Here is a 17,567-nt window from a genome sequence, read left to right as displayed (position 1 = left end):
TCGCTAAAACCGACGACCCTTTGGCTTGCCGGTTCCGTGAGGTTATCCATGCGGTTCAGACCAATTGAGGAGAGACGACGGTTTCCCGACTGCGCCACGCGAGAGGGTGGGACCTGAAGAACTGGATCCCAGGGAGATCACCTAAAGGCGATCATCTGCACAGTCCGGTCCGACCTCAAACGTGTCCACCCAGAGTTTCTTGTGCCTCGTCATAGATCTCTGAAACGTGCATCGACCATCACAAAATTCGAAAGCGCGGTTCGACTACCCCAGATGTTCAGGGGCCTGCCGAAACGAAATCGCAGCTCACGCATCTGATTTCGGGATGACAGTCTAAACGCCAGAAACCGCCCCCATAGCATGGAGGCGGTAAGACGTTTGATCTGTCCGATCTGAGAGATAAGTGACCAAACTGGTTGCGGGGGCCTGATTGCACGGAGACTTGCAAATCTATTCGCAAGAAGGCTTTCCTCTGGGGACCGTCTCAACAAAGCAAACAAGAACGTGCTCTAAGCTCCATCTCCAATTCCGATCCATCGTCTAGGGCTTAGCAAGTTCGGGCGTAAAAAGATCGGACAGTGGCTCTGGCTTATGAATGTGAAAACCCTGGGCATAGTCCACACCAATAGAGGCTAGGCTTGCAAGCGTATCGGCATTTTCCACGTACTCTGCGACAGTCTTGATCCCGAGAGTTCGAGCCACATCTACGAAACAACGCACGGTAACCTGGCTCAAAGGGTCCTCGGTGATCCCACGAATGAATTGCCCGTCTATCTTTAGGTAATCGACGGTGAACTGCTTAAGGTAACCGAATGAGGAAGCACCCGCACCGAAATCATCCAACGCAACTCGCACGCCGCGCTTTCTGACATGGTCGATGAAGATGGTCGCATCGGCAAGGTTCGTGACGGCAGCGGTCTCAGTGATTTCGATGCACAGGCGATCGCACACGGAGGGTCCAGCAATATCAAGCAAACGCAATGCCTCACGGTGGAATGTGCGGTCACCTATAGAGTGGCCAGATAAGTTGAGGCTGAATGTCTGCGCTTCAGCCGAACATGGCAGATCGGTCAACAACGCAATCGCCTTATTCAAGACCCACCGATCAATCTTGGTAATGAGGTTGAAGCGCTCTGCTGATGGTAGGAATGCTGACGGCGCCACCAGCTTGCCGTCCTCATCCTGCATACGGATCAGAAGTTCAACATGTCGGCCAGCCTTTGGTTGGGACACCGGACGAATGCTCTGTGCATATAGAACAAACAATCCATCATCCAGGGCACGCTCGATCCTGGATGCCCAACGCATCTCAAGCGAACGTTCGGCCAGTGCCTTGTCGCTCTCAATCCAAACATGCACTCGATTGCGACCTGCTTCCTTTGCTGCATAACATGCGTTGTCGGCCGCCTGAAGGATGGATGCCAAGGTAGACATCGTGTTATCGACAGGCACGACGCCGATGCTGGTACCTACCCGGAAACGCTTTTCATCATGAACAAAGCGAAACTCTGCCATCCGGTCGCATATTACCTGCGCAATCCTGGCTGCATTTCCGACGTTGCAAGCCTCCAGAATGACTGCGAATTCGTCACCGCCAAGGCGGGCCAGAGTGTCACCATTGCGAATCGCGCTGGTGAGAATCTTGCTGACCTGCTTCAAGAGCTCGTCTCCCACAGCGTGACCACAAGAATCGTTGACGATCTTGAACTGATCAAGATCGATATAGAGCAACGCATTGATGGAGTTGGTCAGTCTCGATCTCTCAAACAGATCCTCCAGTCGGCGATCGAATTCAGCTCGATTGACCAGCCCCGTCAGCGGATCGTGACTGGCGCGATAGCGCATTTCTCGAGACAGTCTACGTTGCTCGCTGACATCATGAAATACGAGCACAGCACCCAAGATATCGCCGTCGGAATTCCGGATTGGCGCAGCGGAGTCCTCAATGCTGAATTCGCGCCCGTCGAGGGCCACAAGCATCGTGTTCTCATCCAGCCCCACTACTTCCTGAGTCCGCAAGCACGCCGCAATGGGATCTGGTGCACGCTGTCGAGTTTCCTCGTTGATAATGTTGAATACCCGTGTGCTTGATTGGCCAACGGCCTCGGCTGCCGACCAGCCCGTCATTCGCTCTGCGATGGGGTTCAGCCATTGAACAATGCCCAGAGCATCCGTCGTCATGACCGCATCACCGATTGAATGAAGCGTTACCCGCATTAACTCATGCTGCTCGGCAAGCTCGGTGGCCAACCTGCGTTGCGCCGTTACATCCCATGCCGCGCCGATGAGCCTCATCGGGTCGCCCTCAGCGTTTACGACAACCTTGGCCGAAATCCTGATGTAATGCGTTGAGTTGTCAGGTCGGATAATTCTGTATTCGTCATTGAGGGGTCGCCGCCCTTCTATTGCCTGTCTAACAGCTTCCTCAATTCGATCGAAGTCATCTCGATGTATGTGGCGGCGCCAAAGGTCGGGGACCCTCTCACCCGTTCGTTCGGGGAGACCGAACAATCGGTACATCCAGGGATCCCAAGTCACCAGGTTCTTGATGAGGTCATAATCCCAAATACCGATACCGCCGCTATCAGTCGCGACAGCCATCCTCTCGGTTAGGATGCGGCGGTCTTCCTCCTGCTTCTTCCTGCGAGTAATGTCGACATGGGTACCAATCATCCGCGTTGGATTGGCATTTTCGTCTCTGGAAACCACCTTCCCTCGGTCAAGAATCCAGATCCAGGCACCGTCTTTTCGGCGCATGCGAAACTCTTGTTCGAAATACGGCGTTTTGCCTGCGATGTGATCGCGGTCAGCATCTCGCGCCTTTTCCCGGTCGTCGGGATGCACCAATTCGATCCAGGAATCGATCGAAACACCAAACTCCTCTCGCGAGTACCCCAGAAGTTCACACCACATGTCAGAATAGAAGGTACGGCCCGCTTGAAGATCAGCATCCCAAATTCCGATCCGGCCGTTCTCAGTTGCCGCCTCCATCTGCTGATTGAGCCGCTCAAGCTCCAGTCTCTCCTCTACCCGCGCTGTAATGTCTTGGAATGCACCGCTAATTCGGACAGGAGTATCACCATCGAATTCGACTGAGCCTACGGCTCTCACCCATATTCGCTTTCTATCCGCCCTGATAAACGGCAGTTCGAGATCCCATCCATCTCCTGTGTTCAAGCTCTTCGTTACCGCCGAATGGATGACTGGCCGCGCTTCTGGGGCATAGAACGAAATTGCCTCATCCATGGTCGGCCGATATCCAGCGGGTACACCATGGATACGACATGTCTCGTCAGACCAGATGATGCTCTCGGTGCGAAGATCGACTTCCCATCCACCAACTCCCGCCACTTGCCCCGTCCTGTCGAGGAAAACTCTCTCCTTGCGCAGGGCTTCTTCGATGGACTTCCTTGCACTTACATCTTGGAGTGTACCGAAAACCCATTCCGCACGACCGTCCGAACTCCGGGTGATGACTTTTCCACGGACAAGTCCCCATACCCAATGACCATCCTTGTGCCGCATCCGCGCCTCGACCTCATATCGAGGAACGTGTTCGTCCAGATGATCCTGCAATCGCTGCTCAACGGACGGCAAATCCTCGAGATGTATGAGAGACTTCAAGCTTTTGAAATTTTTGGGCTTATGATCGCTGTGTTCCAGCCCGACGATACGAGCCCAAGTGTCATTCAAGCGGATCTCGTCAGTTTGTACATTTAGCTCCCAGGTTCCTGCTTCTGTACCATCGATGATGTTCCGGAGCCGAACGGCCTCTTCGCCGAGCCGCGCCTCAGCCTGTATCCTGAGTGTGATATCTTCGATGACCGCTAACGATCGAATTGGACGCCGTTCGCTATCACGCTCCAATATTGCCGATAGCAATACGTCGATCACTGCTCCCGACTTAGTCTGCATTTGATAGTGAACGCCTTCGCAGCGTCCTGTCTGGAAGAAATCTGCCAGCACATCTCTGGCCTTCGAACGAGATTGTTCTGTTAGAAAATCCGTAGAGAGGCGGCCGATAACCTCGTCGCGTTGATATCCAAGCGTGTCTAGCCAACGATCACTGACGCTAAGTATCCGGCCGGCAGGATCAACTGAATGCATGATCGCGGGAGTGGCCTCATATAGCCTGCGGACCATCTCCTGATTTTTGTGTACTTCACTGCGTGCCGCAATCAAATCGGTGATGTCATGCACTATCGCGGTAACGCCAATCACCTCACCGAGATGAGACACAACGGGTCCTGCTGAGACCGCGATGGGGAAGAGTGACCCATCGTTTCGTAGAGCGATCCCCTCCTCTACCTTTCGCACCTGCCCAATCGACCATTCCCTTCCTCCCAGCACTAATCCTGGAATGAGCAGGTCACTGGAACGACCGATCATGTCCTGGGCGCGGAGAATAAAAAGCCGCTCTGCAGCCCCGTTGCAGTGAGAAATCTTCCCGTCCAGATCGACAGTGATGATGGCGTCTGGACTGTTCTCCAGTATCGAAGCAGCATGTGCCTCGGTTCGCCGAAGCTGTTGTTCGTTTTGTAGAGCGATACGTGCTTCCAGCGCGCGAGCAGCCGCATATGCTAGGTACCCGAGCACCTCTTTCTGATGGGCGTTCAGTCTGCGAGGCTGACGATCTATTACGCACAACGCCCCCACGCTCTGTCCGCTGGCTAGCTCGAGAGGAGCGCCAGCGTAAAACCGGATCCCCGGGTCCCCCAGCACCAGTGGGTTGTTGGAAAAGCGTTGATCTTCAAGCGCATCCTCCACTTCGAATATGCCATTTTGACAAATTGCATGGGCGCAGAAGGAAACATCTCGCGAAGTTTCGGAAACACCGTCAAGTCCGACATTCGCCTTAAACCACTGCCGTTCTTCCTCAATCAGGCTGATGAGTGAGATTGGAGTGCCACAGACCAAGGCAGCAGCCCTCACAAGCGCTTCGAACTGCTTTTCAGGCGCAGTGCCGACAACGTCAAGTTCACGTAACGCCTTCAACCTCAGTTGTTCATCATATGGCGGAGGCGGCAACGTCGACATGGGTCATCCTAAATTAGCAAATCGCAAGCGCTAACATAGATCAATTGTCTTCAAAAAATAGTGCCGGTGCTCGTTGAGAAACGAAGGACGCAAGAGCTCAACAGAGGATATTGGATCACCGGCAGTTTAAGAAGAGTCCGGAAGGGGGCCGCGCTCGTGTGCGGACTGTCCGCTTCTGCTCCGCGAGGCGCAAAAGCGGACTTCTTGCATCTGCATCCTCAAGAATGGCCCCCAGCCTCGACCCGAAGACGCCCGTCAGATTTCAGTCCGCTCAGCCAGTTCTAATGCGTCCTCAATGTCGACGCCGAGATATCTGACTGTGTTCTCGATCCTCGTATGGCCAAGCAGGATCTGGATCGCTCGAAGATTGCCAGTGGCCTTGTAAATCATCGCAGCCTTCGTTCGCCGCAGGGAATGCGTACCGTAGTCCTCCCGACGAAGCCCGATCGCCGTAACCCACTCATCGACCAGTCGGGCGTACTGCCGAGTGCTGAGATGATCAGCGTGGTCGACGCGACTGGGAAAGGCATAGTCATCGACTGTTCCTCCCCTTCGTTGAAGCCAGGCAAGCAGACTGGCTCTGACCTCGGTCGTAATTTCGAACTGCAATGGTCGTCCAGTCTTCTGCTGGACCACCATTGCCCGAGTTCGAATGTCGTGGCCGGTGACGAGTGTTCCGATTTTCAGCTTTACCAGATCGCAGCCGCGGAGCTTGCTGTCGATGGCAAGATCGAAAAGCGCCCGATCTCGTATCCTTCCTTCACGGTCGAGGAAGAAGCGGACTGCCCAGATTTGGCGCTGTTTCAGAGGCTTCTTGACGCCAACTTGCTTGCCTGCGTTCCAGGCCGATCGACCCAGTGCGCCAGGATCATATTGTGAGATACCCATTTCAGTTCTCCTATGGCCACCATTGGCCACAGGGAGAACGCGGAAAACTCACGCTTCTATGGCGGGGCAACCGGAACACAGGCTACGCATGTTGCTCAGGCAACTTAGACAGACAGCTCTCGTCGTCACAAGGCGTCGCTATCCCGGTCTGACGTGCATTTAGTCTCATCCATCAAATGTCGCCTTAGGACTGATAGCGCGTGATCGATTGCCTGCATCGACTGAAGCAACACAAGGGATTCAGCAGGGACCGTAGTCGTATGTGCTGCATTGTTTAGATTGCCAGAGATCCGAGAGGGACGGAAATCAATGACCTGGGCCATATCAGTCTCCTTTGTTGTCCATGGTTGGCCGCCATGGCGCGTCATCAAAGAACGCTGTCTGTTGCTCCAGTGCCCACCAAGACCGTCCCGCCCGCATTAGAATTCTTCCCAATGGTCGCCCGACTTCAGCGCAGCATTGCCATGGCTTGCATGGATTACCTTGGCGGTACTCCTGCGAACGGGAAGCGGAACGGGGCTCGAAACCGCTGTCACGCTTGAAGATGGATTGCGCGGTGAAACGGGTCCGCCACCGATGTTGAACTGGCCGAGCAGAGCAAACAACTGCTCGGCTTCCCGCGCCAGACTGTGAGCCGCCGCGGTCGTTTCCTCGACCATTGCCGCGTTCTGCTGGGTGCTCTGGTCCATCGTGTTGACTGCAGTGTTGATCTCTCTCAGCCCTGTGGCCTGCTCCTTCGAGGCCTCGACGATCGCTCCGACATTGCTATCAACCTGAACAACCTGGCTGACGATCTCTTGCAATGCCTTCCCGGTGTTGCCGACCAGGGTGACACCGCTCTTGACGTGTTCGTTGGAGGTATTGATCAGCTCCTTGATCTCCTTGGCAGCTTTCGCCGAACGTTGAGCAAGTTCGCGCACCTCCTGGGCGACGACCGCAAAGCCCTTGCCGGCCTCACCGGCACGTGCCGCCTCTACGCCCGCATTCAGCGCCAAAAGGTTTGTCTGAAAGGCGATTTCATCGATCACGCCGATAATGTTGCCGATCTCCCCGGCAGACTGCTCGATCTTGCCCATCGCATCAACGGCTTGACCGACAACCCTACCGGAGTTTTCGGCATTCTCCTTCGTCCGCCGGACCAACGATCCAGCTTCCTGAGCGCGATGGCTGGAATCGCCAACGGTCGTCGTGATCTGTTCGAGAGCTGCGGCCGTCTCCTCGACTGAGGCTGCTTGTTGTTCCGTGCGCTTGGACAAGTCGTTGGACGCCGACTGAATCTCCTGGGAAGCGGCCGCAATGGCGCCGGCGTTCTGCGAGATCGTCTGCAGCGTGGTGCGAAGTTTCGACGATGTCTCGTTGAAGTCGAGACGGAGTTTCTCGAGTGCCGGCAGGAACGGAGAACGGATTTCCTGAGTCAGGTCGCCCGCGGACATGGCCTGCAGGGCTTCTGCCAGTTGCTCCACGTTTCGGACCCGCTCGGACACGTCTGTGGCGAATTTCACCACTTTGAAGACTTTCCCGTTCATGTCGAAAATCGGATTGTAGGAGGCCTGGATGTAAACGGGCTTGCCACTCTTGCCGATCCGTTTGAACTCGTCGGCCTGAAATTCGCCCTCGGCAAGCTTCTTCCAGAACCGGCGGTATTCGTCACTGCCAACATAGGCTAACTCGCAAAACATCGAGTGATGTTTCCCTTGAACCTCCGACAGATGGTAACCCAGTGTCTTGAGGAAATTTTCATTTGCGGTCAGGATCTCGCCGGTCGGCGTAAACTCGATGACCGCCTGGGCACGCGAGATGGCTTCCAGCTTGCCGCGTTCCTCGGCCGCCTGAAGCTTCTGCTCCGTGATATCGGTTGCGAATTTGACGATCTTGAACGGTTTACCGTTCCGGAAGACGGGATTGTAGGACGCCTCAATCCAGATTTCACGTCCACTCTTAGTCAAACGCTTGTACTGACGCCGATCGAATTTTCCCTCGGCAAGCCGCGCCCAGAAATCGCGATATTCCTGACCGCTGGCTTCGATGGGGTCGACGAAGAGACGGTGATGCTTTCCGACGATTTCTGAAAGATTGTATCCCAGCGCCTTACAGAAATTCTCATTGGCCGTGATGATCGTGCCATCAAGCTGAAACTCGATGATTGCTTGCGACTTGCTCATCGCATTCATGACCGCCTTGGCGTCAGCACTACCGAACCCGAACATTTCACACCCCCAATTCGGCGAGTTTGAGTTTCCAGCCCCTCCGGAAAGCCTCAGACAAGCCTCACATCCAATGGTGCTAATTCTCGGATTCATAAATTTACGATATGTGAAGATTCGGGTGGATCTGTGCAAATTTTGCTATTTTTTTGCATTTATTGCTCAGACTGAGTGAACCACCAAACATAAGCCGACGTAGTAGCTAGTCTAGTTCCAATTGCACACTGGACCCCATGGCCAAACTTGCCGAACTTGAACTCGAATTCCGAGAGCCCCAGCGGCTCGTGGAAACGCATACTGCGACTAGCTGGCGCGGGATCTCCGTGCAGTTTTCGCGGTTGAAGCTTCCTTCGGAATATGAGTTCAAGTGGGACGGGTCGTCCCACTATCTGGCGTATCATGACCTCTTCCTCCTCGATGGTGAGATGGAGGTACTGGGCGACAAGCCAATTGCTGGTGGCGACTTGCGTGACCAGATGACATTTGTCCCAGACGGAATTGAGATCACCGGCTGGGCGAAGCCAGCCGATCGCATGAACGCCTTTACGGTAATCTGTTTTGATCCGTCGGCGATGCACGAGGAGTTACAGGCAGAATTCACGCCGTTTGAGTCAAGGCCTCATATCTACTTCCAAGACAATGTGCTCGGTGCGACCATGCAGAAGCTTGCGTCCATCATGGCTGACGAACGCCGTCCCGCATCACAGATCTATGCGGAAACCCTCGGGTTGACTGCGGCACTGGAAATGTTCCGCCTCGCTCAGGAAGGCTCCATAACACCGAAGTCAATCGCATCGGCGGGCCAGCTCAGCAAATCCAGGCAAGAGCTCGTTTTGAGCTACATCACCGAGAACCTTGGTCGCGACCTCGGCCTGGATGAATTGGCTGCTCTTTGCGGATTGACGCGATTTCATTTTGCCCGAGCGTTCAAGGCGACCTTCAGCGAGCCCCCGCACCAGTACATCCTGAGGATGAGGCTGGAGAAGGCCAAGCATCTTCTTGCCAGCAGTCGATTGCCAATCTCTGACATCGCCACCACGACAGGTTTCAATGGTGCAAGCCAGTTCGCACGATCGTTCAAGTCAGTAACAGGGCGGACGCCCTTGGAATTTCGCAGAAGCGCTTGACCGCGTCGGGCGGCTGGATCTGAGCTGCAAAAGTGTCTGCTTTCCGTGGCACGTATTGACGGAAGTAATGACTGTTTTGGAGGCGCAAAGCGGAAATCTATTCCGTAACGCAACGTCGTACGCATGGCAGGCGTCGACAAAGAGAACAGCGTTAGTCGTCTGATAGCATGTTCTTTAGGGAACATTACCGGAGGCCTCGAAAGCTCCGTGCTCGCTACGCACTCAGAGTAGGACGAAAGCCTTCATTAGCTTTCACGCGGCCCGGCCCATACTATGTGTTGCTGTGGCACCTTTTCCAAGCGACGTCTTGAAGCGTGATACGAGGCCGTAAAGATCTCGGGCACCGTCTGCGAGTGAGGCTGCAGCGGCACTGGCTTCTTCGACAGTGGCGGCACTTTGCTGCGTCACCTTGTCGAGCATCCCGATCGAGCTGTTGATCTCGCCAATGCCTTGGGCCTGATCACGGGCGGCGATCGAAATCGCGTCGACATTGCTGTCGATCTCCTGGACCTGATCGACGATCGACTGCAGGGAATGGCCGGTCTTATCGACGAGTGCGACACCATGGCGGACTGCCTCCGCCGATCTTGCGATCAGACCCTTAATGTCCTTGGCAGCACTTGCCGAGCGCTGGGCGAGTTCCCGCACCTCTTGTGCCACAACGGCGAACCCCTTCCCGGCCTCTCCGGCGCGGGCGGCCTCGACGCCGGCATTAAGTGCCAAGAGGTTAGTCTGGAAGGCGATTTCGTCGATGACACCGATGATGTTTTCGATCTCGCGCGAGGAGCCGGCGATTTCGTCCATCGCCGCAGTTGCCTGGCCAACCACAAGACCTGACGCCTCCGCATTCGAACGCGTCTCACTGACGAGGCGGGTTGTGGCAAGCGTTCTGCTCGTCGTATCCTTGACCGTCGAATTGATCTCTTCGAGCGCGGCTGACGTCTCCTCCACAGTGGCGGCCTGTCGCTCACCATTGGAGGCGATGCTCTCCGAGACGTGGCTGATAACCGCGGCGTTCTCCGACAAAGCCTGTGCCGCAGCGACGATCCCCGCCATTGTTGATTTCCACTGAGAGCTGACCCGGCGTTTCCACCGAGAATTGACCCGCCTTTAGGTATCGTTCGTGTTGTTGGTCTGGGTCAAGTTCCTGCGTTTCTCCTTTGATGTTTTGGGCTGATGCGCCGAGCTGTTCTTGAAGCGGAAGCTGTCGTTTCCGGTTTCGAGGATGTGGCAGTGGTGGGTGAGCCTGTCGAGCAGCGCGGTGGTCATCTTTGCGTCGCCAAAGACGCTTGCCCATTCACTGAAGCTGAGGTTGGTGGTGATGATGACGCTGGTGCGCTCATAAAGTCTGCTGAGCAGGTGGAAGAGCAGCGCCCCGCCTGAAGTACTGAATGGCAGGTATCCCAGCTCGTCGAGAATGACGAGATCAGAGTGGACGAGCCGATTGGCGATCTGTCCTGACTTGCCTTGTGCCTTCTCTTGCTCGAGCGCGTTGACCAGTTCGACCGTCGAGAAGAACCTTACCCGCTTGTGGTGGTGTTCAATTGCCTGAACGCCGAGCGCGGTGGCAATGTGCGTCTTTCCCGTGCCAGGTCCGCCGACCAGAACGATATTGTTGGAGTCATCGAGGAAGTCACAGCGATGAAGCTGTTGCACGAGCGCCTCGTTAATCTCGCTGCTGGTAAAGTCGAAGCCATTCAGGTCACGGTAGGCTGGAAAGCGTGCTGTCTTGAGCTGATAGGCCGTTGATCGAACCTCGCGCTCCGCCATCTCTGCCTTGAGAAGCTGCGACAGGATCGGAAGGGCAGCCTCGAACGCGGGTGATCCCTGCTCAGTAAGTTCCCCGACGGCCTGGGCCATGCCATGCATCTTCAACTGCCGCAGCATGATGACGATCGCGCCGCTTGCTGGATTATGACGCATGGCGAGCCTCCGTCTTTCTCAAGGTGTCGTATCGTTCAACATTAGCCTTGGGTTCATTGGTGAGCGTCAGTGCCTGAGGGGTATCGAGGGTTGGCGGCGTGAAGGATTTGCCGTCAACGAGCCGATGCAGCAGGTTCAGCACATGCGTCTTGGTCGGAACGCCAGACTTCAGCGCCATGTCGACGGCAGACAGGACTGCCTGCTCGTCGTGCTGAAGGACCAGCGCCAGGATATCGACCATCTCCCGATCGCCCCCCGGCTTCTTGAGCAGGTATTGCTGCAAGGTCCGGAATGCATCGGGAAGCTCAATGAACGGTGCGCCGTTACGAAGAGCACCAGGCTTACGCTGCACCACCGCCAGATAGTGACGCCAGTCGTAGATGGTCTGACCCGGCCGATCATGGGACCGATCTATGACGCGGCGGTGCTCGCAGACGATCTGGCCTTCTGCGGCGACCACGACACGATCCGGATAGACCCGGAGGCTCACCGGTCGATTGGCGAAGGATGACGGAACGCTGTAGCGATTGCGCTCCAGATGCACGAGGCAGGTTGGCGTGACCCGCTTCGTATATTCGACGAACCCGTCGAACGGCCTGGAGAGCGCCATGAGAGCTGGGACTTCCTCGGCCCAGATGTCGGCAATGGTGCCACGCATCTGACCGTGGGGTGTGTTGGCCCAGAACTCCTTGCAACGCTCCTCGAGCCAATCGTTCAGGGCCCCCAGTGATGGAAAGCGCGGGATCGGTTGAAAGAAGCGATGACGCGCATCCTGCACGTTCTTCTCGACCTGTCCCTTCTCCCAGCCGGAAGCCGGATTGCAGAACTCGGGCTCGAACACATAATGGCTGGCCATCGCCATGAAGCGGACGTTGACGTCGCGCTCCTTGCCACGACCGACCTTGTCGATCGCCGTGCGCATGTTGTCGTAGATGCCGCGACCAGGAATGCCACCGAAGACACGGAAGGCATGGTTATGGGCATCGAACAGCATCTCATGCGTCTGCAGGAGGTATGCCCGGACGATGAAGGCCCTGGAGTAGCTCAGCTTCGTGTGGGCGATCTGCAGCTTGGTGCGCTCATTGCCGATGATCGCCCAATCTTCTGACCAGTCGAACTGGAAGGCCTCGCCTGGTTCGAACGTCAGGGGCACAAATGTACCGCGGCCCGTCGTCTGCAATTCCCTCTGACGATCATTGCGCCATTCCCGCGCAAATGCCGCCACACGATTGTAGGACCCCTTGTAGCCGAGGCTGACAAGATCAACGTGTAGCTGCTTCATCGTCCGCTTCTGCTTGCGGCCTTTCTTCGACTCCGTCTTCAGCCAGGCCGATAACCGATCTGCAAACGGATCAAGCTTGCTCGGCCTCTCCGGCACGTTGAACTTTGGCTCCACGCCGTCGGCGCGCAGATATTTGCGGATGGTATTCCGGGACAAGCCGGTCCTGCGGCAAATCTCCCGGATCGATAGATGCTCTCGAAAATGCCAGCGCCGGATCACGCTCAGTAACGCCATGTCGATCACTCCAGAGCCCCCGCTGAAAACATGCGAGGGACGGTTGAAACATGGGTCAATTCTCAATGGAAATATCTGGCTGCGCCGGGTCAGCTCTCAATGGAAATCAACAGCCCTCTACGTCGGGAAAGTCGTCTGGAACAAACAGAAGTTCCGCAAGGACCCGACGACAGAACGGCGAACCTCCCGTGCAAACGACAGGGAAGATTGGATGTTTGTGGACCGGCCTGAGCTGCGCATTATCTCGGATGAGCTGTGGGAACGGGCAAAGCAACGCCAGGCCGAGAGCCGGGAAGAGTTCGACCGGCACTCGACAAACCGTCTCAACGCGACGCACCGTCCGGAATATCTCCTCAGCCGGATGCTCCAATGTGCCGAGTGCGGCGGGCCCTACGCGATCAGCGGAAAAGATCGCTATAGCTGCACCAACCGCAAGAAGCGCCTGCCAATCGATGAGCTTGACGGGGAATGCTGCACCAACAGCAAGACGATCACCCGCCATGAACTGGAAGAGCGCGTCCTCAACTGCCTTCCGGTCGCGTTTTACTCGGTCGACATCTTCGACCGGATTTCCAAGAAGATGATCGCCCACGAGGTGAGCAAACTTAAGAGCGCCCCTTCTCGCAAGGCGCAAGTGGAGGCTGAACTCGCAAAGATCAAGGCGACACAGACGAGCCTTATGCAGCAGATCCAGGACCGGCATGCCGAAGGCCGGCCGCGACTTGCCATCCTCGATGACCAGCTCGACGAACTCGAGGTAAAGCGCGAACAGCTCGCCCGAGAACTCGCGACGGTCGAGGAGCCGGCAGAGGATTTTCAAGGGAAGATCGAGAAGCTGAAGGCGCAGTTTAACCCGGCAAACATCGAGATCGGGATCCGCAAACTCATCTTCCTCGCACGCAACAACGCCGACGAAGCGGTGAAGCAGCGGCTGATGCCGATCGTGCGTGACCTCATCCAGACCGTCGTCATCGGCAAGACGCCTGGCCACCAGCCGGCAAGCCTGCAGGTGCATGGGGACATCGCCCACATCATGGCATCGATGGACGTGATCGATATCCTGCAGCAGCAGTTCTACGCAGCCGCTCAGAATGATCTGATGACGCGCCTGGCATCCGGTGAGATCGACACGGAGGCCAAGAAGAACAAGCTCATCGAGGCTTATATCGATGAACTGTCACGCAAATTGCCGGAGTGGGAGAATTTACAAGTCTCAGTGGTTGCGGGGGCAGGATTTGAACCTGCGGCCTTCAGGTTATGAGCCTGACGAGCTACCGGGCTGCTCCACCCCGCGCCAAGAGCGCAACTATTATTGTTGCGCTTGAGAGTTCTTACCAAGCAAAAAGGGCCGCTTTATGCGGCCCGATGTTTTCGGCTTGGGCCGATTGTGTCTTGAGAAGATTGTGGTTCTGCGGTGAGCAAAACGTGAGGTATTTGCTTTTACAAAACCTGACAACATTGCCTTTAGCAGACCTGGCAGCGACCTACTCTCCCGCGTCTTGAGACGAAGTACCATTGGCGCTGGGGCGTTTCACGGCCGTGTTCGGAATGGGAACGGGTGCAGCCACCCCGCCATGACCACCAGGTCGGCTAAGGGCAATGTTGTTGAGAAGCTGGTACAGGGATTACCTGTTTGTCTTTTTGAACACGTATTTGGCATCATCGCCCGGTTTTGTCCGGGCCGATGAGCATGGTCAATGAGAACGATCAAGCCAATCGAGCTATTAGTAACGGTAAGCTTCATGCATTACTGCACTTCCACACCCGTCCTATCAACGTGGTCGTCTTCCACGGCTCTGATAGGGAATACTCGTTTTCAGGTGGGTTTCCCGCTTAGATGCCTTCAGCGGTTATCCCTTCCATATATAGCTACCCTGCTATGCCCTTGGCAGGACAACAGGTCCACCAGAGATATGTCCATCCCGGTCCTCTCGTACTAGGGACAGATCCTGTCAATATTCCTACACCCACGGCAGATAGGGACCGAACTGTCTCACGACGTTCTGAACCCAGCTCACGTACCGCTTTAATTGGCGAACAGCCAAACCCTTGGGACCTGCTCCAGCCCCAGGATGCGATGAGCCGACATCGAGGTGCCAAACAACCCCGTCGATATGGACTCTTGGGGGTCATCAGCCTGTTATCCCCGGCGTACCTTTTATCCGTTGAGCGATGGCCCTTCCACACGGGACCACCGGATCACTATGACCGACTTTCGTCTCTGCTCGACTTGTCAGTCTCGCAGTCAGGCGGGCTTATGCCATTGCACTCGACGACCGATTTCCGACCGGTCTGAGCCCACCATCGCGCGCCTCCGTTACTCTTTCGGAGGCGACCGCCCCAGTCAAACTACCCACCATACACTGTCCCGGATCCGGATGACGGACCGCGGTTAGACATCCATGACGATAAGGGTGGTATTTCAAGGATGGCTCCACAGAAACTGGCGTCCCTGCTTCAAAGCCTACCACCTATCCTACACATGCCGACACGAATGCCAGTGTAAAGCTATAGTAAAGGTGCACGGGGTCTTTCCGTCTGACCGCAGGAACCCCGCATCTTCACGGGGAATTCAATTTCACTGAGTCTATGTTGGAGACAGCGGGGAAGTCGTTACGCCATTCGTGCAGGTCGGAACTTACCCGACAAGGAATTTCGCTACCTTAGGACCGTTATAGTTACGGCCGCCGTTTACTGGGGCTTCGATTCAAAGCTTGCACCTCTCCTCTTAACCTTCCAGCACCGGGCAGGCGTCAGACCCTATACGTCGTCTTGCGACTTCGCAGAGCCCTGTGTTTTTGATAAACAGTCGCTACCCCCTGGTCTGTGCCACCCCATTACACTTGCGTATAAAGGGGTCACGCTTCTTCCGAAGTTACGCGTGCAATTTGCCGAGTTCCTTCAACATAGTTCTCTCAAGCGCCTTGGTATACTCTACCTGACCACCTGTGTCGGTTTCGGGTACGGTCTGTACGGTGGAGCTATTTCCTGGAACCGCTTCCTCGCCCATTCAATCCAATAAGAATGAACAAGTTACGCGATCCGTCACTACCACCAGGCCCACGAATATTAACGTGGTTCCCATCGACTACGCATTTCTGCCTCATCTTAGGGGCCGGCTAACCCTGCTCAGATTAACTTTAAGCAGGAACCCTTGGTCTTTCGGCGAGGGGGTCTCTCACCCCCTTTATCGTTACTCATGTCAACATTCGCACTTCCGATACCTCCAGGGCCCCTCACGGGTACCCCTTCACAGGCTTACGGAACGCTCCGCTACCACTTGCAGTAAACTGCAAATCCTCAGCTTCGGTGCATGGCTTTAGCCCCGTTACATTTTCGGCGCAAAGACCCTTATTTAGACCAGTGAGCTGTTACGCTTTCTTTAAATGATGGCTGCTTCTAAGCCAACATCCTGGTTGTTTTGGGATCCTCACATCCTTTCCCACTTAGCCATGACTTGGGGACCTTAGCTGGAGGTCAGGGTTGTTGCCCTCTTCACGACGGACGTTAGCACCCGCCGTGTGTCTGCCGACTAGTACTCCCAGGTATTCGGAGTTTGGTTAGGATCAGTAAGACGGTGAGTCCCCATAGCCCATCCAGTGCTCTACCCCCTGGGGTATTCGGTCGACGCTCTACCTAAATAGATTTCGCGGAGAACCAGCTATCTCCGAGTTTGATTGGCCTTTCACCCCTAGCCACAAGTCATCCCGATCTATTGCAACAGATATGGGTTCGGCCCTCCAGTTGGTGTTACCCAACCTTCAGCCTGCTCATGGCTAGATCACTCGGTTTCGGGTCTAATGCAACTAACTGAACGCGCTATTAACACTCGCTTTCGCTGCGCCTACACCTACCGGCTTAAGCTTGCTAGTTACACTAAGTCGTTGACCCATTATACAAAAGGTACGCCGTCAGGCTTGCGCCCTCCGACTGCTTGTAGGCATCCGGTTTCAGGTTCTATTTCACTCCCCTTGTCGGGGTGCTTTTCACCTTTCCCTCACGGTACTTGTTCGCTATCGGTCATGCACGAGTACTTAGGCTTGGAGAGTGGTCTCCCCATGTTCAGACAGGATTTCACGTGTCCCGCCTTACTCAAGGACAATGAGTGTTCTACGCTTACGGGGCTATCACCCACTCTAGCCAGGTTTTCCAACCTGTTCAGCTTTATTCCTCATTGCCACTGGCCTGGTCCGCGTTCGCTCGCCACTACTTGCGGAGTCTCGGTTGATGTCCTTTCCTGCAGGTACTTAGATGTTTCAGTTCCCTGCGTTCGCTTCTAACCCCTATGTATTCAGAGTTAGATACCTTATCACAATGCTTGGAAACCCAAGCCGACCTTGCGATCAGTTTGGATTCTCCAAGCATTTAAGGTGGGTTTCCCCATTCGGATATCCATGGATCAAAGCTTATTCGCAGCTCCCCACGGCTTTTCGCAGCGTATCACGTCCTTCTTCGCCTGTGCATGCCAAGGCATCCACCAAATGCCCTTACGACACTTAATCGTTCTCATTGCCAATGCTCATCTATAGCTCAATCAGACCTTGCGGTCAGATCCAGCAATCCGGCTACCTTTTACAACCAGACCATTCAGATGCCATCGACGTGTTCGACAAGTCTGCTTTATTGGAGCTACGCCGAGCAGCTCACTTGCAGCTTGTCTTTAAGACCAGCTTCTCGAGATTAAATCCGGGATCGCGCGGTCAGGCAACGATCATCAGCAATCCGTCAGAGGCACCGAAGTGCCAACAACGAACGACCAGAGCGACAGGCTTCCTACCTACCTCCGACCCTTCCCCAAGATCCGGCCGGCTAGGCCATCACAAGGTTCATCAGGATCGGGCTCGGACATGAGGTAAAACCCCATACCTGGAA

General features: G+C 55.4%; 8 protein-coding genes, 1 tRNA gene and 2 rRNA genes. 2 read left to right on the top strand and 9 right to left on the bottom strand.

Annotated elements, in window-relative coordinates; genetic code table 11:
- Positions 1-540 precede the first annotated feature (540 nt).
- The 3 genes from SJY08_RS00070 to SJY08_RS00060 form a co-directional block, all read right to left on the bottom strand.
- Positions 541-5,037 carry a PAS domain S-box protein gene (locus tag SJY08_RS00070; protein ID WP_377274000.1) on the bottom strand — a complete coding sequence of 1,499 codons (4,497 nt, stop codon included), beginning with the start codon at positions 5,035-5,037 and terminating at the stop codon, positions 541-543.
- Between the two features lie 255 nt (positions 5,038-5,292).
- On the bottom strand, positions 5,293-5,925 hold the full coding sequence (locus tag SJY08_RS00065; RefSeq protein WP_377273998.1) for a tyrosine-type recombinase/integrase: 633 nt from the start codon (positions 5,923-5,925) through the stop codon (positions 5,293-5,295).
- A gap of 419 nt (positions 5,926-6,344) precedes the next feature.
- Positions 6,345-8,132 carry a methyl-accepting chemotaxis protein gene (locus tag SJY08_RS00060; protein ID WP_377273996.1) on the bottom strand — a complete coding sequence of 596 codons (1,788 nt, stop codon included), beginning with the start codon at positions 8,130-8,132 and terminating at the stop codon, positions 6,345-6,347.
- 230 nt (positions 8,133-8,362) lie between these two features.
- Between SJY08_RS00060 and SJY08_RS00055 the strand changes: the two genes are divergently transcribed.
- Entirely contained in the window at positions 8,363-9,256 is an 894-nt protein-coding gene (locus tag SJY08_RS00055) for a helix-turn-helix domain-containing protein (RefSeq protein WP_377273994.1), read from the top strand.
- Positions 9,257-9,508: 252 nt separating this feature from the next.
- Here the strand turns inward: SJY08_RS00055 and SJY08_RS00050 are convergent, their stop codons facing one another.
- Genes SJY08_RS00050 through istA form a run of 3 tightly spaced genes read right to left on the bottom strand, consistent with a single transcriptional unit; the run spans position 9,509 to position 12,695 of the window.
- Complete coding sequence (locus SJY08_RS00050) at positions 9,509-10,312, bottom strand: methyl-accepting chemotaxis protein (RefSeq protein ID WP_377273992.1); 804 nt, start codon at positions 10,310-10,312, stop codon at positions 9,509-9,511.
- A 54-nt stretch (positions 10,313-10,366) separates the two neighbouring features.
- A complete protein-coding gene (gene istB, locus SJY08_RS00045; protein WP_340542100.1) occupies positions 10,367-11,179 on the bottom strand; it encodes an IS21-like element helper ATPase IstB in 813 nt (270 codons plus the stop codon).
- Positions 11,169-12,695: an IS21 family transposase gene (istA, locus tag SJY08_RS00040; RefSeq protein ID WP_340542099.1), complete on the bottom strand. Its 1,527-nt coding sequence runs from the start codon at positions 12,693-12,695 to the stop codon at positions 11,169-11,171. The genes istB and istA overlap by 11 nt, the downstream gene beginning before the upstream one ends.
- Between istA and SJY08_RS00035 the strand changes: the two genes are divergently transcribed.
- Positions 12,601-13,956 (top strand): recombinase family protein, encoded by a 1,356-nt coding sequence (locus SJY08_RS00035; protein WP_377278421.1) that lies wholly within the window; start codon positions 12,601-12,603, stop codon positions 13,954-13,956. The two genes, istA and SJY08_RS00035, sit on opposite strands and share 95 nt — an antisense overlap.
- On the opposite strand, the gene SJY08_RS00030 is transcribed toward SJY08_RS00035, so the two are convergent.
- The 3 genes from SJY08_RS00030 to SJY08_RS00020 form a co-directional block, all read right to left on the bottom strand.
- Positions 13,913-13,989 (bottom strand) — tRNA-Met (locus SJY08_RS00030). The two genes, SJY08_RS00035 and SJY08_RS00030, sit on opposite strands and share 44 nt — an antisense overlap.
- Before the next feature lie 177 nt (positions 13,990-14,166).
- Positions 14,167-14,281, bottom strand: a 5S ribosomal RNA gene (rrf, locus tag SJY08_RS00025).
- Between the two features lie 117 nt (positions 14,282-14,398).
- Positions 14,399-17,197 (bottom strand): 23S ribosomal RNA (locus SJY08_RS00020).
- Between the last annotated feature and the right edge of the window lie 370 nt (positions 17,198-17,567).

Source organism: Rhizobium sp. R86522 (assembly GCF_042466255.1).
GTDB lineage: Bacteria > Pseudomonadota > Alphaproteobacteria > Rhizobiales > Rhizobiaceae > Allorhizobium.
Note: the sequence above shows the minus strand (reverse complement) of the source record. Positions and strands in the feature narration are given on the sequence as shown.

Excerpts from the sequence above, each read along its gene's own strand:
- SJY08_RS00070 (WP_377274000.1), bottom strand. The coding sequence starts at position 5,037 with ATGTCGACGTTGCCGCCTCCGCCATATGATGAACAACTGAGGTTGAAG.
- SJY08_RS00065 (WP_377273998.1), bottom strand. The coding sequence starts at position 5,925 with ATGGGTATCTCACAATATGATCCTGGCGCACTGGGTCGATCGGCCTGG.
- SJY08_RS00060 (WP_377273996.1), bottom strand. The coding sequence starts at position 8,132 with ATGTTCGGGTTCGGTAGTGCTGACGCCAAGGCGGTCATGAATGCGATG.
- SJY08_RS00055 (WP_377273994.1), top strand. The coding sequence starts at position 8,363 with ATGGCCAAACTTGCCGAACTTGAACTCGAATTCCGAGAGCCCCAGCGG.
- SJY08_RS00050 (WP_377273992.1), bottom strand. The coding sequence starts at position 10,312 with ATGGCGGGGATCGTCGCTGCGGCACAGGCTTTGTCGGAGAACGCCGCG.
- istB (WP_340542100.1), bottom strand. The coding sequence starts at position 11,179 with ATGCGTCATAATCCAGCAAGCGGCGCGATCGTCATCATGCTGCGGCAG.
- SJY08_RS00035 (WP_377278421.1), top strand. The coding sequence starts at position 12,601 with ATGGTATTCCGGGACAAGCCGGTCCTGCGGCAAATCTCCCGGATCGAT.
- istA (WP_340542099.1), bottom strand. The coding sequence starts at position 12,695 with ATGGCGTTACTGAGCGTGATCCGGCGCTGGCATTTTCGAGAGCATCTA.